The organism is Variovorax sp. ISS6, assembly GCF_056523145.1.
Genome location: NZ_JAWRZC010000002.1, coordinates 1,857,107 through 1,881,548 on the forward strand (window position 1 = coordinate 1,857,107; position 24,442 = coordinate 1,881,548).

The 24,442-nt window shown below is 69.0% G+C and carries 28 protein-coding genes; 11 read left to right on the top strand and 17 right to left on the bottom strand.

From position 1 onward, the window contains the following. Window positions 1-10: 10 nt before the first annotated feature. From AC1HIL_RS40390 to AC1HIL_RS40400, 3 genes are read right to left on the bottom strand one after another with little or no spacing between them, the layout of a single operon-like run. The gene (locus tag AC1HIL_RS40390) at window positions 11-1,318 is read right to left on the bottom strand and encodes a metal-dependent hydrolase family protein (protein WP_208512426.1); all 1,308 of its coding nucleotides are present in this window, start codon (window positions 1,316-1,318) and stop codon (window positions 11-13) included. A 2-nt stretch (window positions 1,319-1,320) separates the two neighbouring features. Further along, window positions 1,321-2,118 (bottom strand): alpha/beta fold hydrolase, encoded by a 798-nt coding sequence (locus AC1HIL_RS40395; protein ID WP_422098941.1) that lies wholly within the window; start codon window positions 2,116-2,118, stop codon window positions 1,321-1,323. Then, on the bottom strand, window positions 2,115-2,990 hold the full coding sequence (locus AC1HIL_RS40400; protein WP_422098942.1) for a fumarylacetoacetate hydrolase family protein: 876 nt from the start codon (window positions 2,988-2,990) through the stop codon (window positions 2,115-2,117). Before AC1HIL_RS40400 ends, AC1HIL_RS40395 begins: the two co-directional genes overlap by 4 nt. 173 nt (window positions 2,991-3,163) lie before the next feature. Here AC1HIL_RS40400 and AC1HIL_RS40405 point away from each other — a divergent pair, with 173 nt between their 5' ends. The 3 genes from AC1HIL_RS40405 (at window position 3,164) to AC1HIL_RS40415 (ending at window position 6,292) form a co-directional block, all read left to right on the top strand. Further along, window positions 3,164-4,705, top strand: coding sequence for a carboxylesterase family protein (locus AC1HIL_RS40405; protein ID WP_479669355.1), 1,542 nt, complete (start codon window positions 3,164-3,166; stop codon window positions 4,703-4,705). Between the two features lie 142 nt (window positions 4,706-4,847). Further along, on the top strand, window positions 4,848-5,873 hold the full coding sequence (locus tag AC1HIL_RS40410) for an alpha/beta hydrolase (RefSeq protein ID WP_057592692.1): 1,026 nt from the start codon (window positions 4,848-4,850) through the stop codon (window positions 5,871-5,873). Between the two features lie 32 nt (window positions 5,874-5,905). Further along, a complete protein-coding gene (locus tag AC1HIL_RS40415; RefSeq protein ID WP_057592693.1) occupies window positions 5,906-6,292 on the top strand; it encodes a response regulator in 387 nt (128 codons plus the stop codon). A 16-nt stretch (window positions 6,293-6,308) separates the two neighbouring features. Here AC1HIL_RS40415 and AC1HIL_RS40420 read toward each other — a convergent pair whose 3' ends face one another. Together AC1HIL_RS40420 and AC1HIL_RS40425 are read right to left on the bottom strand one after the other, a co-directional pair. Next, the gene (locus tag AC1HIL_RS40420) at window positions 6,309-7,412 is read right to left on the bottom strand and encodes an NAD(P)-dependent alcohol dehydrogenase (RefSeq protein ID WP_479669354.1); all 1,104 of its coding nucleotides are present in this window, start codon (window positions 7,410-7,412) and stop codon (window positions 6,309-6,311) included. A 59-nt stretch (window positions 7,413-7,471) separates the two neighbouring features. Next, window positions 7,472-8,959, bottom strand: a complete 1,488-nt coding sequence (locus AC1HIL_RS40425; protein ID WP_479669353.1) for an aldehyde dehydrogenase family protein — start codon at window positions 8,957-8,959, stop codon at window positions 7,472-7,474. A gap of 247 nt (window positions 8,960-9,206) precedes the next feature. Between AC1HIL_RS40425 and AC1HIL_RS40430 the strand changes: the two genes are divergently transcribed. The 5 genes from AC1HIL_RS40430 (at window position 9,207) to AC1HIL_RS40450 (ending at window position 12,432) form a co-directional block, all read left to right on the top strand. After that, window positions 9,207-10,160 carry an AraC family transcriptional regulator gene (locus AC1HIL_RS40430; protein WP_479669352.1) on the top strand — a complete coding sequence of 318 codons (954 nt, stop codon included), beginning with the start codon at window positions 9,207-9,209 and terminating at the stop codon, window positions 10,158-10,160. 57 nt (window positions 10,161-10,217) lie between these two features. Further along, window positions 10,218-10,709 carry a GNAT family N-acetyltransferase gene (locus AC1HIL_RS40435; protein WP_479669351.1) on the top strand — a complete coding sequence of 164 codons (492 nt, stop codon included), beginning with the start codon at window positions 10,218-10,220 and terminating at the stop codon, window positions 10,707-10,709. Between the two features lie 481 nt (window positions 10,710-11,190). Then, on the top strand, window positions 11,191-11,418 hold the full coding sequence (locus AC1HIL_RS40440) for a hypothetical protein (protein ID WP_479672815.1): 228 nt from the start codon (window positions 11,191-11,193) through the stop codon (window positions 11,416-11,418). Continuing rightward, entirely contained in the window at window positions 11,415-11,948 is a 534-nt protein-coding gene (locus AC1HIL_RS40445) for a DUF695 domain-containing protein (RefSeq protein ID WP_261211182.1), read from the top strand. Before AC1HIL_RS40440 ends, AC1HIL_RS40445 begins: the two co-directional genes overlap by 4 nt. A 64-nt stretch (window positions 11,949-12,012) precedes the next feature. Then, complete coding sequence (locus AC1HIL_RS40450) at window positions 12,013-12,432, top strand: BLUF domain-containing protein (RefSeq protein WP_479669349.1); 420 nt, start codon at window positions 12,013-12,015, stop codon at window positions 12,430-12,432. 38 nt (window positions 12,433-12,470) lie between these two features. Here the strand turns inward: AC1HIL_RS40450 and AC1HIL_RS40455 are convergent, their stop codons facing one another. Beyond that, window positions 12,471-13,124 (bottom strand): hydrolase, encoded by a 654-nt coding sequence (locus AC1HIL_RS40455; RefSeq protein ID WP_479669348.1) that lies wholly within the window; start codon window positions 13,122-13,124, stop codon window positions 12,471-12,473. Between the two features lie 152 nt (window positions 13,125-13,276). Between AC1HIL_RS40455 and AC1HIL_RS40460 the strand changes: the two genes are divergently transcribed. After that, entirely contained in the window at window positions 13,277-14,158 is an 882-nt protein-coding gene (locus tag AC1HIL_RS40460; protein ID WP_479669347.1) for a LysR family transcriptional regulator, read from the top strand. A gap of 49 nt (window positions 14,159-14,207) precedes the next feature. On the opposite strand, the gene AC1HIL_RS40465 is transcribed toward AC1HIL_RS40460, so the two are convergent. The 6 genes from AC1HIL_RS40465 to AC1HIL_RS40490 form a co-directional block, all read right to left on the bottom strand. Beyond that, complete coding sequence (locus AC1HIL_RS40465; RefSeq protein ID WP_479669346.1) at window positions 14,208-14,564, bottom strand: hypothetical protein; 357 nt, start codon at window positions 14,562-14,564, stop codon at window positions 14,208-14,210. Between the two features lie 35 nt (window positions 14,565-14,599). Beyond that, entirely contained in the window at window positions 14,600-15,262 is a 663-nt protein-coding gene (locus tag AC1HIL_RS40470) for a hypothetical protein (RefSeq protein WP_479669345.1), read from the bottom strand. 3 nt (window positions 15,263-15,265) lie between these two features. Further along, window positions 15,266-16,222: a prolyl aminopeptidase gene (gene pip / locus AC1HIL_RS40475; protein WP_479669344.1), complete on the bottom strand. Its 957-nt coding sequence runs from the start codon at window positions 16,220-16,222 to the stop codon at window positions 15,266-15,268. Between the two features lie 133 nt (window positions 16,223-16,355). Further along, the gene (locus tag AC1HIL_RS40480; protein ID WP_479669343.1) at window positions 16,356-17,246 is read right to left on the bottom strand and encodes an SDR family NAD(P)-dependent oxidoreductase; all 891 of its coding nucleotides are present in this window, start codon (window positions 17,244-17,246) and stop codon (window positions 16,356-16,358) included. A 202-nt stretch (window positions 17,247-17,448) separates the two neighbouring features. Further along, the gene (locus tag AC1HIL_RS40485) at window positions 17,449-18,009 is read right to left on the bottom strand and encodes a peroxiredoxin family protein (protein ID WP_479669342.1); all 561 of its coding nucleotides are present in this window, start codon (window positions 18,007-18,009) and stop codon (window positions 17,449-17,451) included. A 41-nt stretch (window positions 18,010-18,050) separates the two neighbouring features. Continuing rightward, window positions 18,051-18,596, bottom strand: coding sequence for a carboxymuconolactone decarboxylase family protein (locus AC1HIL_RS40490; protein WP_479669341.1), 546 nt, complete (start codon window positions 18,594-18,596; stop codon window positions 18,051-18,053). A gap of 100 nt (window positions 18,597-18,696) precedes the next feature. Between AC1HIL_RS40490 and AC1HIL_RS40495 the strand changes: the two genes are divergently transcribed. Beyond that, window positions 18,697-19,566 (top strand): AraC family transcriptional regulator, encoded by an 870-nt coding sequence (locus AC1HIL_RS40495; RefSeq protein ID WP_479669340.1) that lies wholly within the window; start codon window positions 18,697-18,699, stop codon window positions 19,564-19,566. Here the strand turns inward: AC1HIL_RS40495 and AC1HIL_RS40500 are convergent. After that, entirely contained in the window at window positions 19,473-20,207 is a 735-nt protein-coding gene (locus AC1HIL_RS40500) for a class I SAM-dependent methyltransferase (RefSeq protein ID WP_479669339.1), read from the bottom strand. The genes AC1HIL_RS40495 and AC1HIL_RS40500 overlap by 94 nt on opposite strands. A gap of 89 nt (window positions 20,208-20,296) precedes the next feature. Between AC1HIL_RS40500 and AC1HIL_RS40505 the strand changes: the two genes are divergently transcribed. Continuing rightward, window positions 20,297-20,920 carry a TetR/AcrR family transcriptional regulator gene (locus AC1HIL_RS40505; protein ID WP_261211196.1) on the top strand — a complete coding sequence of 208 codons (624 nt, stop codon included), beginning with the start codon at window positions 20,297-20,299 and terminating at the stop codon, window positions 20,918-20,920. Here AC1HIL_RS40505 and AC1HIL_RS40510 read toward each other — a convergent pair. From AC1HIL_RS40510 to AC1HIL_RS40525, 4 genes are all read right to left on the bottom strand, one after another. Then, complete coding sequence (locus AC1HIL_RS40510; RefSeq protein WP_057592712.1) at window positions 20,904-21,407, bottom strand: hypothetical protein; 504 nt, start codon at window positions 21,405-21,407, stop codon at window positions 20,904-20,906. The genes AC1HIL_RS40505 and AC1HIL_RS40510 overlap by 17 nt on opposite strands. Before the next feature lie 67 nt (window positions 21,408-21,474). Further along, window positions 21,475-22,398, bottom strand: a complete 924-nt coding sequence (locus tag AC1HIL_RS40515) for a Bug family tripartite tricarboxylate transporter substrate binding protein (protein ID WP_479669657.1) — start codon at window positions 22,396-22,398, stop codon at window positions 21,475-21,477. Window positions 22,399-22,505: 107 nt separating this feature from the next. Further along, window positions 22,506-23,540, bottom strand: a complete 1,035-nt coding sequence (locus tag AC1HIL_RS40520; protein WP_479669338.1) for an alpha/beta hydrolase — start codon at window positions 23,538-23,540, stop codon at window positions 22,506-22,508. Between the two features lie 35 nt (window positions 23,541-23,575). After that, window positions 23,576-24,442 (bottom strand): isocitrate lyase/PEP mutase family protein, encoded by an 867-nt coding sequence (locus tag AC1HIL_RS40525; protein WP_057592715.1) that lies wholly within the window; start codon window positions 24,440-24,442, stop codon window positions 23,576-23,578.

The window sequence follows — 24,442 nt, forward strand, 5'->3', positions numbered from 1 at the left end:
TGCGGAAGGCCTAGGCGGCCCAGCGGGTGGGAGGGGCGACGCGCAGGCCCTGCGCCTGGCGCAGCGGCGGCGCGCGGTGGAACTCGCCGTCCTTCATGACGGCCAGGATGCGCGACTTGTCCTGCAGCACCGTGATGTCGGCCAGCGGATCGCCGTCCACGAGCAGGATGTCGGCCAGGTAGCCCTCGCGGATGTAGCCCAGCACCTTGCCCATGCGCATCATCGGACCGCCCCAGGCGGTGGCCGACAGCAGCGCCTCCATGGGGCTCATGCCCACGTACTTCACGAAGTACTCGAGGTCCTTGGCATTGGTGCCGTGCGGCGTCCAGGCGAAGCCGTAGTCGCCGCCGGGCAGGATGCGGATGCCGCGCTTGCGCATCGCGCGCATGCTCTCCACCGCGGCATCGAGCTCGCGGTGGTAGCCCATCTTCGTGGTGACTTCCTTCGTCAGGCCCCACTGGCTCGCGTGGTGGCAGGTGTTGATCAGCCACGCGAGGCCGGGCGCGATGAAGTGCTCCATCTTGTGCGCCTCGAGCAGGTCGAGCGCCTCGTTGTCGGTGAAGCTCGCGTGGTAGATCACCTCGATGCCGTGCTTCACGCACTGCTTGATCGACCAGGTCGAGCGCGCATGCGCGGCCACGCGCTTGCCCCAGGCCTTGGCCTCCTCCACGCAGACGCGGATCTCCTCCTCGGTGAACTGGCTCATCTCGCTGGGCATGCCGGTGATCGACTCGCCCGAGAGATTGATCTTGAGCGAATCGACACCGTACTTGGCGAACATGCGCACGCAGCGGCGCATCTCCTCGGCGCCGCTGACCACCGCGCCAAAGGCGAACTCGGGCTGCGGCAGGTGCGGCTGCGTGGTGTCGCCGAGCCCGCCGGGCACGGTGATCTCCTGGCTCGCGGCCAGGTAGCGGGGACCGACGATGGTGCCGTCGTTGATGGCGTTGCGGATCACCACGTCGAGCCGCGGCTTGGCGGTGGCGGCGCCCACGCAGCTGGTCCAGCCCATGTCGAGGTAGCGCTTCGCGACCTCGGCGCACCACAGGATGTGCTCCTCGGGCGGCATGCGCTGGATCGCGTCGAGGCTGGGCTGGTCGTTCCACGAGAAATGCGTGTGGGCCTCGACCATGCCGGGCATCAGGAAGGCGCCAGCCCCGTCGATGACCTGGGCGCCATGCACGGGCGCGGAGCGCGCGCCGTGCGAAGTCTTCACGACGCGCGCGATGCGGTTGCCCTGCACCAGCACGTCGCCGGTGAAGGGCGCCTCGCCGCCGCCGTCGAAGATGCGGACGTTGGTGAACAGCACGTCGGCCACGGTCAGCTCCTCGCCTGCGCCGCCAGGAATTCGCGCAACTCGCGCTGGCACTCGTCGGGGCGCTCGACGGGTGTCCAATGGCCGCACTTCGGCAGCACCACCACGCGCTTGCTCGCGGCGCGGTGCAGCCGGTCGGCCATGGCGCGCACCGCCTGCGGCGGCGCCACGCCGTCCTCGTCGCCGGTCACCAGCAGCACCGCGGCCTCGATGTTCTCCACCGCCGCGGGCTGCGCGCCGGCCAGGGCCTCGCAGCTGCGCGCATAGGCTTCGCCTTCCTGCCGCATCAGGCTCTCGCGCACGAAGGCCACCGCCACCGGCAGCCGCTGGCGCGTGTCGGCCGAGATCGCGCCCTGCAGCAGCGCCTGCGTGATCTCGTGCATGCCCACCGCGCCGCCGCGTGCCTTGTCTGCGCGGGCCTTCATCGCGGTGCGTGCGGCATCGGGCGGCGCGATCAGCGGGCCGAACAGCGCGAGGCTCGCCACGCACCGGGGATGCGCCGCGGCGATGTGCTGGCAGACGATGGTGCCCATCGAATGACCGACCCAGTGCGCGCGCGTGATGCCCAGGCGTTCGCAGACCGAGAGCACGGTCGCTACGTAGCGCTCGATCGTGAGCGGTCCTTCGGCGCGCTGCGAGCGGCCGCTGCCCGGCAGGTCGATGCGCACCACGCGATGGCGCGCCAGCGCGGGCATCAGCGGCGTGTAGGTGTTCGAGCTGCCGCCCAGGCCATGCACGCAGACGACCACCGGGCCTTCGCCCTCGTCCTCCACCGCGATGCGGTCGATGAACTGGAAGCTCATGCGAGCGCCTCGAAGCGGTTCTCGATCACGCCGATGCCGTCGATCTCGATGCGCACCGTGTCGCCCCGGCTCAGCCATTGCGGCGGATTCAGGCCCATGCCCACGCCCGAGGGCGTGCCGGTGGCGATCACGTCGCCCGGATGCAGCGTGATGCCGCGCGAGCAGGTCTCGATCAGCGTCGGGATGTCGAAGATCATGTCGCGCGTCAGGCCGTCCTGGCGCAGTGCGCCGTTGACCCAGCCGCGCACGCGCGTGGCGCGGCCGTCCATCTCGTCGGCCGTCACGATCCACGGGCCCATCGGGCAGAAGGTGTCGAAGCTCTTGCCGAGGTCCCACTGCTGGTGGCGCATCTGCACGTCGCGCGCCGTGACGTCGTTGACGATGGTGTAGCCGAACACGTGCTCCATCGCCTGCGAGCGCGGGATGTCGCGCCCGCCGCGGCCGATGATCACCGCGAGCTCGGATTCGTAGTCGATCTGCACCGACACCGAGGAGCGCGGCAGCCGCACCGGATCGTGCGGACCGATCACGCATTCGCCGAGCTTGCCGAACACGATCGGCCACGGATCGCTCTCGGGCATGCTGCTGCGGAACACCGAGCCCGCGAGTTCGGCCGCATGCGCGCTGTAGTTGCGCCCGACGCAGAACAGGCCGCGCAGCGGACGCGGCAGCGGGGCGCGCAGGGTGATCACCTCGACCGGCAGCCGCGTGCCCGAGGGTTGCGGCAGCGGCTCGTTGCGTGCCAGCGCCTCGATCAGCGGCAGCACGCCGCGCGAGGCGTCGCCCACCGCCAACGGCGTGGCTTCCCGGCCGTCGGCCGAGATCGTGCCCGCATGGTTGCGGCCACCCCAACTCCAGCTTGCGAAGCGCATCGACTTTGTCTCCATATGGCCCCGGGGTCGTCGCGCTGCGATCGCCCCGGTGGCTCCGGAAGTCATTCGGCATTTTTGAGACGTGAGTCTCAAATCTGGGTGCGCGGATCATACGAGCCGTGTCACCATCTCCACAAGACGACTTCCGCATTTCCCATCCCCGTACAAACCCGATGGCAAGACTCAAGCACACACCGAGCGAGGCGCCGCGCGCGCCGGAACGCGGCGTTCGCGCCGCCACCTTTCGCCAGCTGCTGCAGGCCGCGATGGACATCATCCGATTGAAGGGCCACATCCCCTCGGTGGCCGAGGCGGCGGCGCATTCGAACGTGTCGCGCGCGACCGCCTACCGCTACTTCCCGAGCCGCAGCGCGCTCGTCACCGCGGTGGTCGACAGCTCGCTGGGCCCGGTGCGCCAGATGGCGTCGGACAATCCGAACGGCCGCGAGCGGCTGCACGAGCTGTTCTGCCAGACCTTCCCGCGCTTCAAGGAATTCGAGGCACCGATGCGCGCCGCGGCGCAGCTCTCGCTGGAGCAGTGGGGCCTCGAGCGCGCGGGCCTGCTGGCCGAGGAACCGTACCGGCGCGGCCATCGCGTGCGCATCCTCGAGCACGCGCTCGAGCCGATGTCGCCGCTCTTGAGCCCGCGCATGCGCGACCGCTTGCACCATGCCCTCTCGATCGTCTACGGCATCGAGCCCTACGTGGTGCTCAAGGACATCTGGGGCCTCGAGGACCGCGAGGTCGAGCGCACCGCGCTGTGGATGGCCGATGCGCTGGTCGATGCGGCGCTGCGCGACTCGGCGGCGAAGCGCGCGGCGGCCGAGGCGGCGGCCGCGTCGACACCGCCGCCGGCGCCCGAATGGTTCGATGCGCAGTACAACAACCGTGCGCGCATTCCCGAACACCCGTCGATCCTGAAGTACTGGGCCGATGCGTCGGCGCAGGCGCTGCAGCGACCCGAATGGATTCGCGATCTGGCCTACGGCGACGACGAGAGCGAGCGGCTCGACATCCTGCCGGCCGCATCGGGTGCCGGGAAGACGCCGGTCTTCGTCTACATCCATGGTGGCTACTGGCGCGCGCTCGACAAGCGTGACCATGCCTTCCTCGCGCCACCGCTGGCCGATGTCGGCGCCACCTTCGTGCAGCTCAACTACGCGCTGTGCCCCGCGGTCGACATCGAGCACATCGCGCGGCAGATGACGCAGGCGCTGGCCTGGGTGCATCGCAACATCGCGGCGCATGGCGGCGATCCCGCGCGCATCGTCGTCGCGGGCCATTCGGCCGGCGGCCATCTCGCAACGCTGCTGCTGGCCTGCGACTGGCAACGGGTCGGGCCCGACCTGCCGCGCGACCTCGTCAAGTCGGCACTGCCGATCTCGGGCGTCTACGAGCTCGAGCCCCTGCGGCACGCGCCTTTCCTCGCGGCCGACATCGGGCTGACCGAGGCTTCGGCGCTTCGACTGAGCCCGGCCGCGATGCCCGCGCCGAAACAGGGCACGCTGGTGACGGTGGTCGGCGGCGACGAGAGCGAGGAGTTCCATCGCCAGGCCGAGCTGATCGCCAAGGCCTGGGGCCGCCGCGTGGTGGTGGGCGCCGAGCGGCCCGCGCATCGGAATCACATGAGCGTGCTGGCCGATCTCGCGGACCCGGCATCGGGCACGCACCGGCAGGCGCTGGGTCTGCTCGGGCTCGCAGTTCCGGCGCGCTGAATTCGACCCACGCGGGGCACGCGGCGGGGCGAGGGGTTTCGAAGCCTCACGCCCTCGCGCGCCCACGTCCGACAAGCCCCCCGGGGTGCTTGCGTCGTACAAGTTGCTCAACCTCTTCCCTCTTCAGCCCCAGGAGCAACCGGTGAGCGACGACAAGAAGCCCAACCCTCTTCTCAATGCGGTGTCCAACGTCGTGGCGGCGCTGCGCGCGGACGACGACCAGATCGCGGTGGCGAAGGCCCATGACGCGCTGGAGCCCCAGGCGATCGAGAAGCTCACGCCGCAGGAGGCGCGCCGTCAGCCCACGCCGGCCGATGCCGTGAAGAAGGTGCTCGAGCAGCAGAACCGTTCGGCCGTGCCCGAGGCGCTGGTGCCCGGCGTGACCACGCGCGAACTCACGGTCGATGGCGCCACCGGCCCGCTGGCGGCCACGCTCTACACGCCCGCGGGGCAGGGGCCCTTTCCCGTCGTGCTGTACTTCCATGGCGGCGGCTGGGTGATCGCGAACCGACAGGTGTACGACGGTGGCGCGCGCGGGCTCGCCGCGGCCGCGCAGGCGATGGTGCTGTCGGTCGACTACCGGCTCGCGCCCGAGCACAAGTTTCCGGCCGCGTGGGACGACGCGCTGGCGGCCTATCGTTGGCTGATCGAGAATGCGGCCTCGCTCGGCGGCGATGCTTCGCGCCTCGCGCTCGCGGGCGAATCGGCTGGCGGCAATCTCGCGGTGGCTACCGCGATCGCCGCGCGCGATGCCGGCCTCAGCGCGCCACGCCATGTGCTGTCGGTCTATCCCGTCACGCAGACCAGCCGCAACACCGAGTCCTACCTCGAGAACGCGATCGCCAAGCCGCTCAACCGCGCGATGATGGACTGGTTCTTCACCCATGTGACGCGCAGCGAGCAGGACCTCGACGACCCGCGGCTGTCGCTGGTCGATGCGCCGCTGGCCGGGCTGGCGCCCGTCACCATCGTCAATGCTCGGCTCGATCCGCTGCGCAGCGACGGCGCGCGGCTCGAGAGCGCGCTGATCGACGCGGGCGTGGAGATCGCGCGCAAGGAGTACGAAGGCGTGGCGCACGAGTTCTTCGGCGCCGCGGCGGTGCTCGAGAAGGCGCGGGACGCGCAGGCCTTCGCGGGCGAGCGGTTGCGCCGGTCGTTCGCGCTCTGAGGGCCAAGGGTCCACACGATGGCGAAAACACCATGAGCCTGAACGGTTACCTCGTAGAGGACAACCCCCTGATCCGCGACAGCCTGATCGCGACACTGGAAGAGCTCGCGCCCGTGCACATGGTGGGCACGGCCGAAACCCAGGCCGAGGCCGTGGCCTGGCTGCACGATGCCGACGGCCAATGGGACGTGGCCGTGGTCGATCTCTTCCTGCGCCACGGCACCGGCTTCGGCGTGCTCATGGGCTGCAAGGACCGCCTGCCGCGCCAGCGCATGGTGATCTTCTCGAACTTCGCGACGCCCGACATGCGCGAGCGCGCGATGCTGCTGGGCGCCGATGCGGTGTTCGACAAGTCCACGGAGATCGAGGGCCTGCTGCGCTTTCTCGAGGAGACGGAGCGGGCGGCGGATCGGACCTGAGGGTCGGGCGCGTCGTTCAGTCGGGAAAGCGCAGCACGGCCTTGATGGTCCGGCCCTGCTCGCCGTCTTCCACCGCCTCGTTGATCTGATCGAAGGCATAGAACCGGATCAGCCTGTCGAAGGGGAAACGCCCCTGCCGATACAGCTCGACCAGCTTCGGGATGAACAGGTCCGGCACCGAGTCGCCCTCGCAGATGCCGCGGATCTTGCGGCCCAGCAGAAGGCCCCAGGTGTCGAGGCCGATCTCGCTGCCGAATGCGGGCGCGCCGATCATGCCGCACTCGCCCATGATCTGGATCGAGTCGACGGCCTGGCGCAGGGCCGTGAGATTGCCCGAGGTCTCGAGCGAGAACTGGGTTCCGCCACCGCCAGTGATCTCCTGGATGCGCCGCACCGGGTCGGTGGTTCGCGGGTTGATCACATGGGTGGCGCCGAGCTCGAGCGCGAACTGCAGGCGCGCCTCGTTCAGGTCGACGCAGATGCGGATCGCGCAGCCGGTCACGTTGGCCGCGAGCAGCGCCGAGAGGCCGACCGATCCCGCGCCGTAGATGGCGATCGAATCGCCGGCCTGCGGGCGCAGCGAGTTGATGACCGCGCCCGCGCCGGTCTGCACGCCGCATCCCAGCGGGCCCATGATCTCGAGCGGCACATCGGACGGGATCTTCACCACGCTGCGCTCGGTGCCCAGGGCGTAGGTCGCGAACGAGGACTGGTTGAAGAAGGCGCCGTGCACGACGTCGCTGCCCTTGTGCATGGTGGGCGTTCCGTCCATGCGCGCGAAGCCGAAGTTGGCCTTGAAGAAGTGCCGGCAGTACATGGGCTTGCCGGTCTGGCAGGTGTCGCAGTGGCCGCAGGAGTTGCAGCTCATCACGACGTGATCGCCGGGCTGGAGCTTGCTCACGCGGCTGCCGACCTGCTCGACGATGCCCGCGCCCTCGTGGCCGTACACCGCGGGGAAGGGCGCGGGCACCACCTGGTCGCGGGGCAGGGTGTCGGTGTGGCAGACGCCGCAGCTCTTCATGCGGATGAGCACCTCGTCGTCGCGCGGCGGCTCCAGTTCGATGTCCTCGAGGGTGAACTTGCCACCCTTCTCGCGCATGACGGCGGCTGTGATCTGCATGGGATGACCTATTCAGGTGATGGGGATGGGGGAAGGGCGAAGGGCTGCGTGTCGCGGGCTCAGGCCTTGGGTGCGAACCAGGGCGCGGCCACTCGCGTCTGGATCGTCACCGCCTTGAGGTGGGTGTACATGTTGAGCGTCTCGTGGCAGTACTCGCTGCCGATCCCGCTCTCCTTGAAGCCGCCGAAGGGCGAGCCGCTCGCGAGGTTGAAGTAGTGGTTGATCCACACCGAGCCAGCCTGCAGCCGTTCGGCCGTGTCCCAGGCGTTGCGCAGGTTGCTGGTGTAGAGGCCGGCGGCCAGGCCGTAGCGCACGCCGTTGGCCTCCTCGATCATCCGGTCGTGGTCCTTCCAGCGGATCACGCTGAGCACCGGGCCGAAGATCTCTTCCTGCGCGATGCGCATGTGGTTGTCGGCCTCGAACACCGTCGGCGCGATGAAATGGCCGTGGGCCTGCCCTTCGACGGCGATGCGCTGGCCGCCGGTCATCAGCCGCGCGCCTTCGGCCTTGCCGATGCCGATGTAGTTCATCACGCGCTCGCCCTGCTCGGGCGACACGAGGTTCGAGAGCACGGTGTCGGGCGCGAGCGCCGCTCCGACCTTGACGCGCTCCATCCCGGCGACGAGGCGGTCCATCACGGCGTCGTAGACCGCGTCGTGCACGAACAGCCGGGTGCCCGCGAGGCAGGACTGGCCGTTGCAGTACAGGGTCGCGAACATCGCGTTGTCGACCACCGCGTCGATGTCCTCGATGTCGGGAAAGATGATGTTCGGGCTCTTGCCGCCCAGTTCCAGCGACACGGGCACCAGCCGCTCGGCACCGGCGCGCGAGATGATCCGGCCGACCTCGCTGCTGCCCGTGAAGGCCAGCTTCGCCACGCCGGGGTGCGCGGTCAAGGCGGCGCCTGCTTCCTCGCCGAAGCCGGGCACGATGTTGATGACGCCCGGCGGAAAGATCTTCGCGATGTGCCTGCACAGCTCCAGCGTGCTGAGCGAAGCGTTCTCGTCGGGCTTCAGCACCACCGTGTTGCCGGCCGCGATCGCGGGTGCGATCTTGAAGGCCGCCATGATCGCGGGCACGTTCCACGGAATGATCTGGCCGCACACGCCGTAGGGCTCGCGGCGGGCGACCATGTAGCCGCCGGGAATCGGGCGGCCGAATCCCTCGTGCGTGATGGCCGCGGCCGCGAAGTAGCGGTACTGCGAGATCGCGAATTGATGGTCGAGGCCGGTCTCGAAGAGGCGCCGGCCGATGTCGACCGAATCGATGCGCGCTAGGCGCTGCTGATCGGCCTCCGCGGCCGCCGCCAGTTTCAGCAGCAGGGCCGAGCGTTCCTCGGGCGCGGTGGCGCGCCAGGCCGGGAAGGCCTTGGCGGCGGCCTGCACGGCCGCATCGACCTCGGCCGCGCCGCAACGGGCAATGCGGGCGATCTGCTCGCCCGTGCCGGAATGCAGGGCCGCGAAGGTGGGGCCGTCGACCGGCTGGAACGCGTTGTCGATGAAGGCACCGTAGGTTTCGGAAAGACCGAGGTCTTGGATCGAGCTCATCAGGGGATTCCTCTGCATGGATGGATGGAAGCGCGACCGGCCCGGTTGGCTCGGTCGGCTCGGCTGGCGCCAGTCTTGAGGAAGAAGCGGCGCGCCGCGATCCGGAATGCGAAGCGCTATCCGCGATGCGCAGGAAGAGGCCTCCGGGCGTTCCCGTATCGCGTTTCCATGCGGGGAACGCACCCCTAGAATGCTCGCGCGGCTGCGGTGCGCACGAGCCGCCACGCAGTCCGTGGAAGGGGCGACCATGCACTATCGAACCCATGATCTCGACGAAGCGATCCACGCCGTGGGCGCCGTGTACTGCCCGCACGAACTCCACCTGGATCGCCGGGCCAGGGCCCTGGACACGCGGTTGAGCGCGACCGAGGCACGGCCGCTGGCGCTGGTCCAGTTGGCCTACGGCGCGCGCGTGGAAGTCGACGCGGGCGAGTTCCCCGGCCTGTTCCTGTTCATGCGCTGCACCGCCGGCGAAGGCACCGTCTCCCAGGGCAACCGCAGCGCCACCTGGCGCGCCGGCACGACGATCCCCGTGTCGGCCGGCCGGCCCACCCGTTTCGATTTCGGCGCCAGCTTCGAGCAGATCACCTTCCGGCCCGATACGGCCGCCTTGGAGGCCTGCTGCGCGAGCCTCGTCGGCCGTCCGCTCGACGATGGATTGAAGTTCGATCCAGTGCCGTTCACGCCGGCGCTCGAGCGTTCATGGTCCGGCGTGTGGGACCTGGTCGATACCCTGCCCGCGGCGCTGCCGGCGCCGGCCTATCGGTCGCTCGAGCAGTTCGTCCTCATGTCGCTGCTCCACGGGCATCCGCACAACTACACCGGCTGGATGCGCGGAGAGCGGCCGGCTTCGCGGCCGGCGCGCCTCGCGACCCTGGCCGAGTCGTTCATTCACGACCGCATCGCGGACCTGTCGCTGACGGTGTCCGACATCGCCGCTTCGCTGGGCGTCGGCGTGCGTGCCTTGCAGCTGGCGTTCCAGGCGCACCGCGGCATCACGCCGACGGCATACCTGCGGCGCATCCGTCTGGCGCAGGTGCGCGAGCGTTTGCTGGACGGGGAGGACGACGATACGGTGACCGACATCGCGTTCGCCCATGGCTTCTTTCACCTGAGCCGTCTCGCGCAGCAGTACAAGGCGCAATTCGGCGAGTCGCCTTCCGACACCTTGCGCGCGCGCCATCGCCGTTCGGCACGCTGAGCCGCCGCGCGAGTCCGTACCATGGCGGGTTCGCCATTCGCCTCGACCCCGCTCTCCATGTCAGACCCCGTTTTCCGCCAAGCCCTTTCTTCCGATGCCGAACGCTGCTACGCGATCGAGATCGGTGCCTATGAAGGCGACGAGGCCGCCACCCTGGCCAAGATCCGCACGCGCATCGCGCAGTACCCGCAGGGCTTCCTCGTCATGGAGCTCGAGGGGCAGGTCATCGGCTTCATCAACAGCGGATGCGCGCACGAGGTCGCGATGTCCGACGAGGCGTTCAAGGAACTGGTCGGCCACGACGCCGAGGCGCCCAACGTCGTGATCATGTCGGTGGTCATCGATCCGCTGTTCCAGGGGCGGGGATATGCCACCGTGATGATGAAGACCTTCGTCGAGCGGATGCGGCGGGCCGGCAAGCGCACGATCCACCTGATGTGCAAGCAGCGGCACGTGGCCCTTTATGAACGGCAGGGCTACGGGTACGTGCGGCCTTCGCCGTCGGACCATGGAGGGATGTCCTGGCACGAGATGGTGATGGCGCTTTAGCGAGCGATATCGGCCCACTGAATTCCGGGGGGGCGATCTCCGATGCAGTTCGGCCGTGCCCGGACCGCGATCCTGCGCTACGAGTTCGATCCGAACGCCTTCGCCCGAGATATACCGATGCGGCCGAAACTTCCCCGAAGCCTTGCTAGTCGCCGAACCAGAAAACCACCCAGAGGCCGACGGATCCATACACGACGAGCATGGCCATGGTGTCCTGTTGAAGAGCAAGGCGTGCTTGCTGCAAGCGAACACGAATCATCATGTCAACCCCTCTCTCCGCGGTCGCTCCCCTCGGTGAAGATTGCGCGAGGCTTGCAAATTCGTCAAGCCGGAAATTAGTTCGCGCCAGCATGACTGCCGAGCGAGATGGCGAGGTCAGGTAAGTCTCGAAAGAAGCCGCGTGTGCGGGGGCTGTGCAGACGATGCGGAATCGAGGGGGATCAACGAGCGCAAGGAGACGCGAAATGACGGTGTGGCAGTGATGAGGGAACACGAGGTGAAACGGCCGTCGATGCGCAGTTGGCGCTTTCGGCGTGCATCGTGGATGGTCATTGCGGCGACCCTGGGCCTGGGCGCCGGCGTGTGCCACGCGGACGGCCTGACCGACAAGGTGGTGCGGGCATTGCGAGTCGCGGGCCCCGAGATCGGCGTGACCGTCGTGACCGACAACGAGTTGAAGATCGGTTGGAAGGCGTTGCGAGCGCAATGAGCGGCGAGACGCAGCGGCATTCGCGGCGCCGTTGGCTGGCGTTCGCGTTCGGAGTCGGCGCAACGCTCATGCGTCCGGCCCAGCCGTGGGCACAACCACTCGCGGTCGAGCCATGGCTGATCGTCGAAGGAGAGACCGATGGCGGGAAGCGGGTCGTTGGCCGGATCCTTGACCGGGAGCCCGGCGACGACGAGTTGCGGTGCATGTCGCGTCTGCTGCGTGTGACCGTCGACTACGGTGGTGAAGACAGGGGGATGCCGACCGAGACCGAACTCGAGGCCTTGCGCAGGCTGGAGGACGAACTCTGTCTGGCGCTCGAAGAGGGACAGCGTTCCAAGCTGGTCATGGCCGAAGTCGGCGATGGTGTTCGGCTCTGGCTGATCTATGTCGACGACACGGTCGATGTCGAGGCTGCCATGCGCACGGCGAGTTCGAGAAGCGAGCTGATGTTCACGTTCTCGACCGTCCTCGATGTCGGGTGGGCTACCCACCTGAGAAAGCGAGCCCAGGTCGAGCCGCGTCGGGCGTGAAGATCCCATGGCAGCTCGCTCGGCTCGCGGTGCTGCTGTATTCCGCATGGCGTAGCATTCATAAATGCTAGTACGTTTGATCTACGCGAGCCGTGCGCCCTCGCCGCATCCCAGCGATCTCTCAAGCATCCTCCACACATCGCGCACCCGAAACCCGCGGTTCGGTATCACCGGCGCGCTGTGCTTCCTCGACGGCGCCTACATGCAGTACCTGGAGGGCGAGGAACGCGAGGTGCGCGCGCTCTATGCCGCGATCGAGCGCGACAGGCGCCACCAGTCGCCGCGCTTGCTGGAGCTCGCGGGCATCCCGGCGCGCTTCTTTCCGGCCTGGTCGATGGCGCTGCTGAAATGGGACAAGCGCCTCGAGACCCTCTTCCATGGCCTCGTCACGGGGCAGGTGCTCGATCTCTACGAAACGCCGGGCGCGGACGCGGCCGCCATCTTCCGCGCGCTGGCGAGGACGCCGAACTGGCGCACGGCATGACGCGCGGATGAAGGCCCTTCACGCCTTCCTATCCATCGTCATGCCGCGTCGGCGGGCACGGGGGTCTTGAGCAGCTGCTGCTCCCACAGGTAGGCGATGCCGCTGCCTCCCGCGTGCTGCGTGATCACCTGGGTCAATGCGGCGGCGCTGTCGGTGCGTGCCCAGTCCCGCTGCCATTCCGAGGCGACCGCGAGCCAGGTAAGCATGTTCGCGCCGGCCGCGATCATGCGCTGGATCGCGACATGGTGCGCCTCGACCGAGACGCCACCCGACGCATCGGTGACCACGGTGACGTCCCAGCCTTCGCCGAGTGCCTGGATCGTCGGCATCGCGACGCAGACCTCGGTCCACAGGCCCGCGATGATCAGTTGCTTGCGCCCCGTGGCCTTGACCGCGTCGACCACCACCTTGTCCTGCCAGGTGTTGATGAAGGTGCGGTCGATGACCTCCTGCCCGGGGAAGACGTCGGTGAGTTGGGGAAAGAGCAGGCCGCCGCGCTCGGCGATCACGCTCGTCAGGATGGTGGGCACACCGAAGGCCTTGGCGGCCTTCGCGAGGCCGACGGTGTTGTTGATGACCATCTGCGGTTCGTGCGAGTTGAGATTCGCGAGCTGGTAGGGCTGATGGTCGATCAGGACGAGGACCGAGTCTTCGGGACGAAGAAGCGAAGAGAGGCCGTTGCGAGAAGTCATGGCTGGTTCCTGTGTTGCCGCTATTTGCGGGATGGGTTCGAGACGACGAGTCCGCTCGTGGCGATGTCGTCCGCAGGGAGTATTGCGATCCATCTCTTCGCCCGGTAGTACCATCTTTCGGCGAACTGTGTCGCGATTGGAGGAACGCCAGCTTGGACATCGAGGACCTGCGTACATTCGTCGAAGTGGCCAGCGCGGGAGGGGTTTCACCGGCCGCCGTGCGGATGGGCATCTCCAAGTCGATGGTGAGCCGGCGGCTGCTTCGGCTCGAAGCGGAACTGGGTGTCCAACTGCTCGCGCGATCCACGCGCGGCGCTGCGCTCACAGAAGCGGGCAGCACCTTCCGCGACCATGCGGCCAAGGTCTGCATCGACATCGACACGGCCATGGAGACGATCCTGCCCGCGGGCGAGCTTCGCGGGCGCCTGAGGATCGCGGTGCCGTTGAGCTTCGGTCCGACCCACTTCGCGCCCATGCTCGCCGAGATGGCGAAGCGCCATCCCCAGCTCCACATCCAGACCTGCTACAGCGACAGGTTCGTCGACCTCATCGCCGAAGGCTTCGACTGCGCGATCCGGGTCGGCTATCTCGAGGACTCCAACCTCATTGCAAGAAGCGTCGGCCCGATCTACGGCAAGCTCGTGGCGAGCCCGGGCTACATCAACACGCACGGGTCGCCCGAGACGCCGGACGAACTCGGTGCCCATGAAGCGCTGATGCAGGGCACCGAGGCCTGGCAACTGATGGATGGCGACCGGATCATCACGGTCCGACCGCAGGGACGATTCAAGGCCGACAACGGCACGGCACTGGTCGCGGCCGCGGTGGCGGGCCTCGGGATCGCCTATGTGCCGGACTGGCTCACGCATGAATACGTGGCCGCCGGCGCGCTGGTGCCGGTCATGACGCGCTATCCACCGCCGCCCGCGGGTGCGTACGTCATCCGGCCGCCGGGCCAGCATCCGGCCAGGAAGATACGCGTGCTGACCGACCTGTTGATCGAGCACTGCGAGCGGTTGTCGCACCCCGCGTGAACGGGTGCTTCGTGGGTCTTCGACGCGGTGTGGATACGCGCCGGAAGCCTCAGACCCGGAACCAGATCCTGAACGTCACATGCAACGCATACCCCAGCGCGAGCACCAGCCACGCCATGTAGAAGACGTTCGACCAGTACTCGCCCGCATGCATCGCCAGCGTGTACACCTGCCCCGCGCAGCCCTTGCCGATGCAGGGCACCTCGCCCCGGACCAGCGCGCGCAAGGTGGCGACGAGGAGGTAGCACGCGATGCCACCCACCACGAGGAAGCCGATCGGCCCGACGAAGCCCTTGGTGAGCTCGTCGTTCTCGTCGCGGTTGCCTTTCGCAAGCAGTTTCTGACCGAAGCGGTACCAGGCGAAGCCCAGCAGGAGCATCAGCGAGTAATAGAGGAAGTCGCGCATCGACGCCGGGATGATGTGTGTGGATGGCGCCGATCCTAGCGCTGTCCGTTTCGCGTCCACCGCTCCACCGCGGCCACGGCCCGCTGGCCCGCATTCGCCGCCTGCGGATGCGAATGCGCCGCGCACATCCCGGCGATCCCGCGCAGCGCTTCGGCCGGACGCTTCGCGATCTCCACCGCGAGCGCTTCCGCCACGAAGAAGTTCTCGTGCGAGGCGAGTTCGCGCAACAGCGCGGTATCGCGCAGGTCCAGCGATGGAATGAAGGCGATGGCCGCATCCTCGTCGTCTGGGGATGCAAGCAGCGAGCGGATGAACGTGCCCACGCCTGCCTGGTCGCCGGCGAGCGGAGAGACCGAAGGATGGAGGTCCTCGACATCTCGATCTTCGGCATCGGCGCGTCGGGCCGCGTCCAGAAAGGCCTCGATGTCGGCAAACACCACGCGCGAGTCGCCGTCATGAGCCAGGTACAGGACTGCGCCAGCGAGCGGTGGTTCGGTCAGCAGCACGTGATGGTTGCTTGTCCGTGCATCGTCGAGCACCAGGCCGCCGAGGCGTCGCAGCATCGGGTGAAAACGCAGCGCCAGGCTCCAGCGGACGATCTCGGCGTCGGGAAGCAGTGCCGTGCCCGGCAGATCATGGTCTTGGATGCGCGCCAGATATGCATCGAGGGCTTGCCGCTCAGTGCTCGAGAGATTCACGCTTCAGCGCCCGGCAAACCCATCCGTCGCCCGCAGCAAGCGATCGAGGATCCCGGGCTCCGAATACGCATGCCCGGCTCCCTCGATCAGATGGAACTCCGCCTCGGGCCAGGCCTTGTGCAGGGCCCAGGCGTAGCGCGCGGGGCAGGGCATGTCGTAGCGGCCGTGCACGATCACGCCCGGGATGCCGTGCAGCCGGTGCGCGTCGCGCAGCAGCTGGCCGTCCTCGAGCCACGCGTCGTGCACGAAGTAGTGGTTCTCCAGCCGCGCGAAGGCCAGCGCGAAATGGTCGTCGGCATGCGAGGCCGCGAGTGAGGGGCTCGGCAGCAGCGTGATGGTCTGGCCCTCCCAGACGCTCCAGGCGCGCGCGGCCTCGATCCGGGCCACCGGGTCGTCGCCGGTCAGCCGCTTGCGGTAGGCCGCGATCATGTCGCCGCGCTCGGCCTCGGGGATCGGGGCCTGGAACCGCTCCCACCGGTCGGGGAACATCTCCGACACGCCGAACTGGTAGTACCAGTCGAGCTCGGCGCGCGTGACGGTGTAGATGCCGCGCAGCACCAGCTCGCTCACGCGCTCGGGGTGCTTCTGCGCATAGGCCAGCGCCAGCGTCGAACCCCACGAACCGCCGAACACCAGCCAGCGCTCGGCGCCCACCAGTTCGCGCAGGCGCTCGATGTCGGCCACCAGGTGCCAGGTGGTGTTGGCCTCGAGGCCCGCATGCGGCTCCGAGAGGCCGCAGCCGCGCTGGTCGAACAGCAGCAGGTCGTAGCGCGCGGGATCGAACAGCCGCCGGTGCTCGGGCGAGATGCCGCCGCCGGGGCCGCCGTGCAGGAACACGGCGGGTTTGGCGCCGGGCGTGCCCACGCGCTCGTAGCGAATGCGGTGGCCGTCGCCCACGTCGAGCATGCCGCTCTCGTAGGGTTCGATCGGGGGGTAGGGCTGGCGCAGGGTCTCGGTCATTCGATGCTTTCTTCGGGGTTCATGCAAAGCCGCGCGAGAGCGCGAACTCCACGCCCGCGAGTGGAGTCGGACCGCATTCTGCAACGACCTCGCGCCGAGCCCGCGGCGGCACGTCTGCCCAGACCAGCAACGCTCAAGCCGCCTTCAAGGCATCCTGCCCATAAGTCCCCGCCGCCCGCACATCGGCCGGATCGAAGCTCGCCCCCGCCCCCTGCTGCTCGCGCTGTGCCGCGAGCCGCGCGCCCTCCTGCGCGGCCATGTCGAACAGGCGGTTGGGATCGTGGCGGCGCAGTTGCAGCGCGGCCGCTTCCAGCCCGGCCGCGATCTCGATCTCGCGCTGGCCCGAAGCCATGCCGTCGAGCAGCAGTCCGGCCGCGACGGCGGGCTCCATGCCCTGGTCGATGTTCGCGTCGGAACGGCCGCGGGCACTGCCGTCGGCGCCCAGCGCATTGATCGACACCGAGGTGCGCACCGAGCCCGGCAGCGCGACGCTCACTCGGATGCCGTAGGCCTGCTCGACCTCGGCGCGCAGCGCATCGAAGTAGCCCTGCACCGCATGCTTGGCACCGCTGTAGCCGGTGCGCAGCGGCGCGCCGACCTTGCCGGCCACCGAGCCGATCACGGCGATGTGGCCGGCGCGGCGCTCGGCCATGCGCGGCAGCACGAGCTGCGTGAGGGCGACGGGGGCGAGGTAGTCGACCTCGATCAGGCGGCGATAGACGGCGAGATCGGTGTCGATGGCGAGGCTGCGCTGGGCGATGCCGGCATTGTTGATCAGCACGTCGATCCGGCCGTGCCAGGCGGCGGCGCGCTCGACGATGGCCGGCAGGGCGTCGTAGTCGGTGGCCTCGAAGGGCAGTACCAGCACGCGTTCGGGGGCGCGCGCCGCGAGAGCGGCCAGCGGCTCGGGGCGGCGGCCGGAGGCGATCACGCGCGCGCCGCGCTCGAGCAGCGCGAGCGCGAGTGCCTCGCCGATGCCGGAGGAAGCGCCGGTCACCCAGGCGGTCTTGTTCTCGAAGTACATCTGAAAGCTTTCCTTGACGTGGAGCGGAGTGGGATCCCGCGGCGCGTGTCGGTGTGTTGGATTCGGATGTTCTGCTCCGACGAGGCCGCGGGCGTGGCGTGCGCCTCGGTCATTGTGGCGGCGCGGCACGGGCCTGACCATCGGCCAATGGGGGTAATGCAAGAGTGTGCGCGAGTCGGGCCTGAAGCCTTTAGGCGCAAGCTCAGCGAGCCGCGCAGCCGGTGTCGCCGCAGCCATCGCCGGGGGCCGCCTCCTCTGCACGCACCGCATCCGCGACCAGCGGCGCGGCGAACTCCTCGGCCGCGAGCTGCCCGATGGCCGCGCCCAGCGACATGTCGTCGAGCAGTCCGAAGTGGCTCAGCCGCAGCCGCCCCTGTCTGTCGATCAGCACCACGCTCGGCGTGCCCTGGAACTGGTAGGCGCGCATGGTCTGCGGAATGCTGCTGCCGGGCGAGGGCCGGTCGATGCCGATCGGGAAGACATAACGGTACTCGCGCACGAAGGCCTCGAGCGCCGCGGGCGTCATGACCGCGTGGTGTTCGAACACCGAGTGCAGCCCGATCACCGCGACGTCCTTCGCGGCGAACAGCTGCCGCGTCTTCTTGGCCTGCGGCAGGCCGTGCGTGGCGCAGGCCGGGCACAGCATCTGGAAGGCGTGCAGCACCACGACCTTGCCGCGCAGCGATGCGAGCGTGACGGGGGCCTCGGTGTTGAGCCAGCGATCGACCTGCAGTTCGGGCGCCGGGGGATGGATTCTCGACATGGTGTTGGCTCCAATGAGATGGCAGGGCCCGGCGCCGCCGCTCAGGCGGCCGCGCGCAGCTTCACGCCCGGGAAATCGACGGGCACGTCGAGGGCGACATTCACATAGTTCGTGAACAGGTTCAAGGCCACGTGCGCCAGCAGTTCGACGATCTGCCGGTCGTCGAAGTCCGCGTCGCGCAGCGCCTGCACCTCGGCGGCGTCGATCCGGCCGCGCTGCTCGACCACCGCGAGCGCGAAGCGCAGCGCGGCGGCGGTCTGCGGATCGGCGGACTCGCCGTGCTGCGCGGCGGTCATCTCGGCCGACGAGGCACCGGCCTTGCGACCCAGCGCCGTGTGCGCGGCCAGGCAGTAGTGGCAGGCATTGCGGTCGGCGATCGCCACCGCGATCTTCTCGCCGAGCTGCGCGGGAATCACGCCGCCGCCGAGCGCGCCGAACGATCCCCACAGGCTCTGGAGCGCGGCCGGCGAGTTGGCGACGGCGCGGAACATGTTGGGCGTGGCACCGAAGGCGCCGTGGATCTGCGAGAGCAGGGCCTGGGTGTCGCCGGTGGCTTCGGCGGGGGAGACGAGGGGGATACGGGACATGGTGCTTTCCTTTCAAGGGGTTGTGTCGGTGAAGGAAGTTTGCTGGTGATGCTCGTATCATTCGGATCGTTTTATCCACTAAACATATCTTTTCGTCCGAATGGCCGCGCCACCTCCCATCGACAGGCTGTCCTCGCTGTTCGAGCGCTTCCGCGTGCGGGCGCGCCTGTTCCACAACGGCCCGCTGTGCGGCACCACCAGCTTCGCGGCCGAGCCGGGGCGCGGCTTCCTGCACGTGCTGCGCCGCGGCGAAATGGTGGTCACGCATGCCTCGCGCAGCGGCGCGCCGCGCAAGCTGGTCGTGAAGGAGCCGAGCCTGCTGTTCTATCCACGCCCGCTGACACACCACTTCCACAACGCGCCCGTCGAAGGCTCGGACTTCGTCTGCGCGACGCTGGACTTCGATGGCGGCGAGACGCATCCGCTGGCGCGCGCGCTGCCGCCGCTGATCCGCCTGCCGCTGCGCGAGGTCGAGGGGCTCGAGCAGTCGCTGGCGCTGCTGTTCTCCGAGACCCTGCGCGTGCAGTGCGGCCACCGGCTGCTGGCCGACCGCCTGTTCGAGGTGGTGCTGATCCAGCTGCTGCGCTGGCTGCTCGACCATCCGGCGCAGAGCGAACTGCCGCCGGGCCTGCTGACGGGGCTCGGCGATCCGCGGCTCGCGCGCGTGCTGGTCGGCCTGCACGAACGGCCCGGCGAGCCCTGGCCGCTCGAGCAGATGGCGCGCGAGGCGGGCTTGTCGCGCAGCGCCTTCGCACAGCGCTTCCGCGAGGTGGTGGGCACCACGCCCGCCGACTACCTCGCGCTCTGGCGGCTCAGCATCGCGCAGGCGCAACTGCGTGGTGGTGCCTCGGTGAAGACCATTGCCGACGCGCTCGGCTATGCCAATGCCTCGGCGCTGTCGCGCGTGTTCGCGCAGAAGCTGGGCGTGTCGCCGCGCGAGTGGTTGGCGGCTCGGCGCCTGCCGCGATAGAGCGAGATCGACCCCGTCAGCGTCGGGATCACCGCGGTCTCCTCGACCTCGGCGAAGCCCGCTTCCTGCATCAAACGCGGCACGATGCCGTCGGCATTGGGCTGGGTGTCGGCGAAGCCGTCGACGCACTGCACCAGCCTGAACAGCGTTCGCATGGCCCGGGTGCGCTGCAGGCCGTAGTCGGCGATGTGCAGCTCGCCGCCCGGTACCAGCGCCGCGTGGATGGCCGCGAGGCCCGCGCGCTTCTCCGCCAGCGGCACCTGGTGCAGCACCAGGCTGCTCACGATCTTGGTCGGCTGCAGCGGCCACAGCAGCGCAGCCGCGTCGCGCAGGTAGCCACGGTGCAGTTCGCAGCGCACGCCGGTGGCGGCGAGCTTGGCGCGGGCGCGCTCGAGGATGCGCTCGTCGGGGTCGATGCCGATCAGCCGAGGCGTCGACCCCGAACGGCCGAGCAGCGCCAGAAAGGAGCCGGTGCCGCAGCCCACATCGGCGATCACGTCGGAAGGCCGCGGCGCGAGCTGCGCCAGCAGGGCCGAACGCCACCGCCGCTCGCGCGTGAACAGCGACACGATGGGGTCGTAGGCGCCGAGCACCGGCACCGCGGGGGTGAAGTCGCGCGCCGGGCGCAGGGTCTTGTTCATGGCATCTCCAGGGGGTGTTCCGCATCGCTGCGTTGCGATCGATAATCCGAGCAATTGCTCACAATGTCTACTCGCATTCGAGGAACGCCATGGCCCGCGCACCCGTCGTCCACCCGAGAAAGAAGGCCTCGCAGGAGCGTTCGCGCGCGACCGTCGACGCGCTGATCGAGGCCACTGCTCGCGTTCTGGTGCGCGAGGGCTTCGAGCGCGCGAGCACCAACCGCATCGCGGCCGAGGCCGGCGCCAGCATCGGCTCGCTCTACCAGTACTTCCCGACCAAGGAGGCGCTGGTGGCCGCGGTCATCGAGCGGCACAAGAACGACATGATGGAAGTGCTGCGTCGCGCGCTGGTGCGGGTCGCGGGCATGCCGCTCGAGCAGGGTGTGCGCGAACTGGTCGCGTTGATGATCGACGCGCACCGCGTCGACCCTGAGCTGCACCGCGTGCTGGTCGAGCAGATTCCGCGCATCGGCCGGCTGGCGGAGGTGGAGGGTTTCGACCGCGAGGTGCGCGAACTGGTGCGGGCCTACCTCGAGGCTCACCGCGCCGAGCTGCGCACGCTCGACCTCGATCTCGCGGCCTTCGTCTGCGTCTCCTCGGTCGAGACGCTCGCGCACGAGGCCGTGCTGCACAACCCCGCGCTGCTCGCGAACCGCAAGGTGAAGGCCTTCACCGACGAGGTGACCTTGCTCGTGATCAGGTACCTGACCTAGCCGCGACGCGTTTCGCGGCGGCGCGCAATAGCACGCGCGAGTAGAGCTTGTGGAAGCCCGTCAGCGCATCGATCGTCCAGCCGAGCCCGCCCTTCGCGCGCGGCAGGACGGCCGAGCCGAAGAACAGCGTGGTCCGCGGTGCCGCGCCGTCCGCGCGCGGCGCCACCATGAGCCAGCTGCGCGTGCGCCCGGTTGCCAGCACGATCTGGTCGGCCGCGCGCGCCTCGACGCGCCAGGCCGAGAAGGTCTCGACATGGCCCGCGGCCAGCGCGGCGGCGTCGCCGTCGTTCGCGCGCCGTCCGAGCACGATGCCGAGCAGCCAGCGCTCGGGCTTGAAGGCCGGCGAGGTGTAGAAGGCCTCGACGTAGGCGGCCAGTGGCACGCGGCCGTCGACGGCGAGCGTGTGGCAGTCGGTGTAGGCACCCGTGCCCTCGTAGCGGGCGAGCAGGGCATGCGCGGGCAGGGCGCGGATCTCGATCGGGTTCATGGGGCGGCGGCGGTCGCACGAGGATGCGTGCGCGTGCATTGTGCGGTGGCGCGCCGCGCGCCCGACGTCAGTCGACCCGCACCTTGGCCGCCTTCACGATCTGATCGTACTTCGCGAGGTCGGCGCGGATCTGCTGGCCGAACTCCGCGGGCGTGTTGCCCAGCGCCGAGATGCCCAGCGACGCCAGCCGCTCGCGCACCTCGGGCGACTGCACCACCGCATGCAGCTCACGCTGCAGCCGGTCGACGATGGGCTGCGGCGTCTTCGCGGGCGCGAGGATGCCGATCCACGAACTCGACTCGAAGCCCGGCACGCCCGATTCGGCGACCGTGGGCACCTCGGGCAGCGAGGCCAGCCGCTGCGCGCTCGACACGGCGATCGGCCGGATCTGGCCCTTCTGCACGAAGGGATAGGCACCGGCCACCGCGGTGTAGAGCATCGGCAGCGAGCCGCCGACGAGGTCGGTCATCGACTGGCCGCCGCCCTTGTAGGGCACGTGCACGAAGTTCGCGCCGGTACGGGCCTTGAGCAGTTCGCCGGCCAGGTGCGGCGTGCTGCCGGTGCCCGCGCTGCCGTACGAGACGCCGCCCGCGTTGGTCTTCGAATAGGCCACCAGCTCGGACAGCGTCTTCGCGGGCACCGACGGGTGCACGACGATGATCAGCACCGCGTCGCCGATCTTGCTGACCGGCACGAAGTCCTTGAGGGTGTCGAACGGCACCTTGGCATAGACGTGCGGGTTGATGACCAGCGTGCCGTCGAAGCCCAGCAGCAGCGTGTAGCCGTCGGGCGCCGCGGTCGCCACCATCTGCGTGCCGATGTTGCCCGAGGCGCCGGGCCGGTTGTCGACCACCACGCTCTGGCCCAGGCGCGCACCGAGCTTGTCGGCCACCACGCGCGCGCCGGTGTCGGTCACGCCGCCGGGCGTGAAGGGCACGATCAGGCGGATCGGCTTGTTCGGGTAGTCCTGCTGCGCGGCCGCGGGGCCCATGGCCAGCGCGAGCGGCAGCGCGGCCGCGAGCAGGCGCGCCCGCGTGTTCTTCCATGCATTCATCGCTTGTCTCCTTCGTTCGTTCTTCGATTCGCTCTTGATTCTGTTCAGCGCTTCAGGCCCTGCTTCGCGAGCCACTGGTCGACGCGCTCGGCAATCGCATCCGAGTTGCGGTCCATCATCAACATGTGAGAGTTGCCGCGCCAGCCGAGTTCGGGCAGCAGCAGTCGGTCGCCCGTGCCGCCGGCCGCGATCAGCCGCTGCCTGAAGTTTTCCTGCTGCGCCGTGATGCGCGCCCAGAACGGATAGCGCTCGAGGTTGTCGCCCCACACCCACAGCATGGGCACGCCCTTGAGGCGCGCGAAGTCGGTGGTCTCGGGGTTCGGCGAGCCCGAGGTCTCGACGGCGACGATGGCCTTGACCTTGTCGGGGTACTTCAGGGCCGAATTGAAGGCGAAGTTGCCGCCCTGGCTGTGGACCACGATCACGCAGGGGCAGGCTTTCCGCACATAGGCGTCGTAGGCCGCCTGCGTGGCCGCGTCGTTGGTGCTCCAGCGCGGAATCGACTGCTTGGCGAACTGGTCGAAGCTGGCCACTGGGAACTGCGTGCCCGGCAGCGCGCGGCGCTTCGCCGGATCGGTGTCGTACGAGCCGGTCTCGCCGATGCGGAACAGCTCCCAGCCTTCCTTCTTCGGCCGGAAGAAGGGCTCGCTCTTGAAGATCTCGGGATAGCGCGCCCACGAGGCGCGACCGCGCTCGACCGCGTCGCTCACGTACACGTCCCAGCCGGCGCGCAGAAAGTGGTTCTCCCAGCCCGGCTGACCGTCGGGCTTGGTCTCCCAGGTCACGCCCGAGAGGCCGCCGCCGTGCCACAGCAGCAGCGGATAGCGGCCCTTCGGGTTCGCCAGGCGCGTGTAGCGCGCATAGAGCCCCTCGACCTCGAAGTCGCCGTTGGGGTCGAACTTCAGCGGCGGCGCGCCGGGCGTGAACACCAGCTCCTTCTCGGGCAGGCCCGAGAGCGTGACGGCGCGTCCGCCCACGTGATAGCTGCCGACGTCGGCCACCTGCAGCGTGCCCGTCGAGCAGCCGGCCAGCGCCGCGGCCGCGATGCCGAGCAGCGCGAGCTTCCATGCATGTCTCATCTCTTGTCTCCGTTGTTGTTCGTAGGGGTGGGGCGCTATCGTGCCCAGCGTTTCTCGAAGTCCCAGACCTCCTCGAAGCCGATGCGCCGGCAGAACTCGTTGAAGTCGAACAGGTCGTCGCCCGGTGCCAGGCTGCCGCCGCTGGCCTTCAGGTGGCGCAGCGCGCGTTCCATCGCGGCCGCGGCCGCGAGGCTGGTCATCGACGGATAGATGGCGAGCGAGAAGCCGATCTCCCGCAGCGTCTGCGCGTCCAGCATCGGCGTCTTTCCGCCGTCGGACATGTTGGCCATCATCGGCAGCTCGAAGGCCTCGCAGGCGCGGCGCATCTCGTCCTCGGACTGCGGCGCCTCGAAGAACAGGATGTCGGCGCCCGCGCGCGCATAGGCCTCGAGCCGGCGCAGCGCCTCGTCCACGCCGAGTTCGGCGCGCGCATCGGTGCGCGCGATGATCAGGAAGTTCTTCTTGTCCTCGCGCGCCTCGGCGGCCACGCGGATCTTGTCGACCATGTCCTGCACCGGCACGCAGCGCTTGAATGGCGTGTGGCCGCACTTCTTCGGGAACTCCTGGTCCTCGAGCTGGATGGCCGTGACGCCGGCCGCCTCGTAGCCGCGCACCGTGTGGTGCACGTTGAGCAGGCCGCCGTAGCCGGTGTCGGCATCGGCGATCACGGCCGCGCCGCCGCTCGCGCGCACCAGCGTCGCCATGCGGTCGAGCATCTGGGTGTAGGTGGCGATGCCCGCGTCGGGCAGGCCCAGGCTCGAGGCGGTGAGCCAGAAGCCCGAGCCGTAGACGATGTCGAAGCCGACCTTGGCCGCCATGGTGGCGGCGATCATGTCCTGCAGGCCGGGGATGACGATGAACTCGCGGCGTTCGAGCTTCTCGCGCAGAAGGGGGCTGGCCAT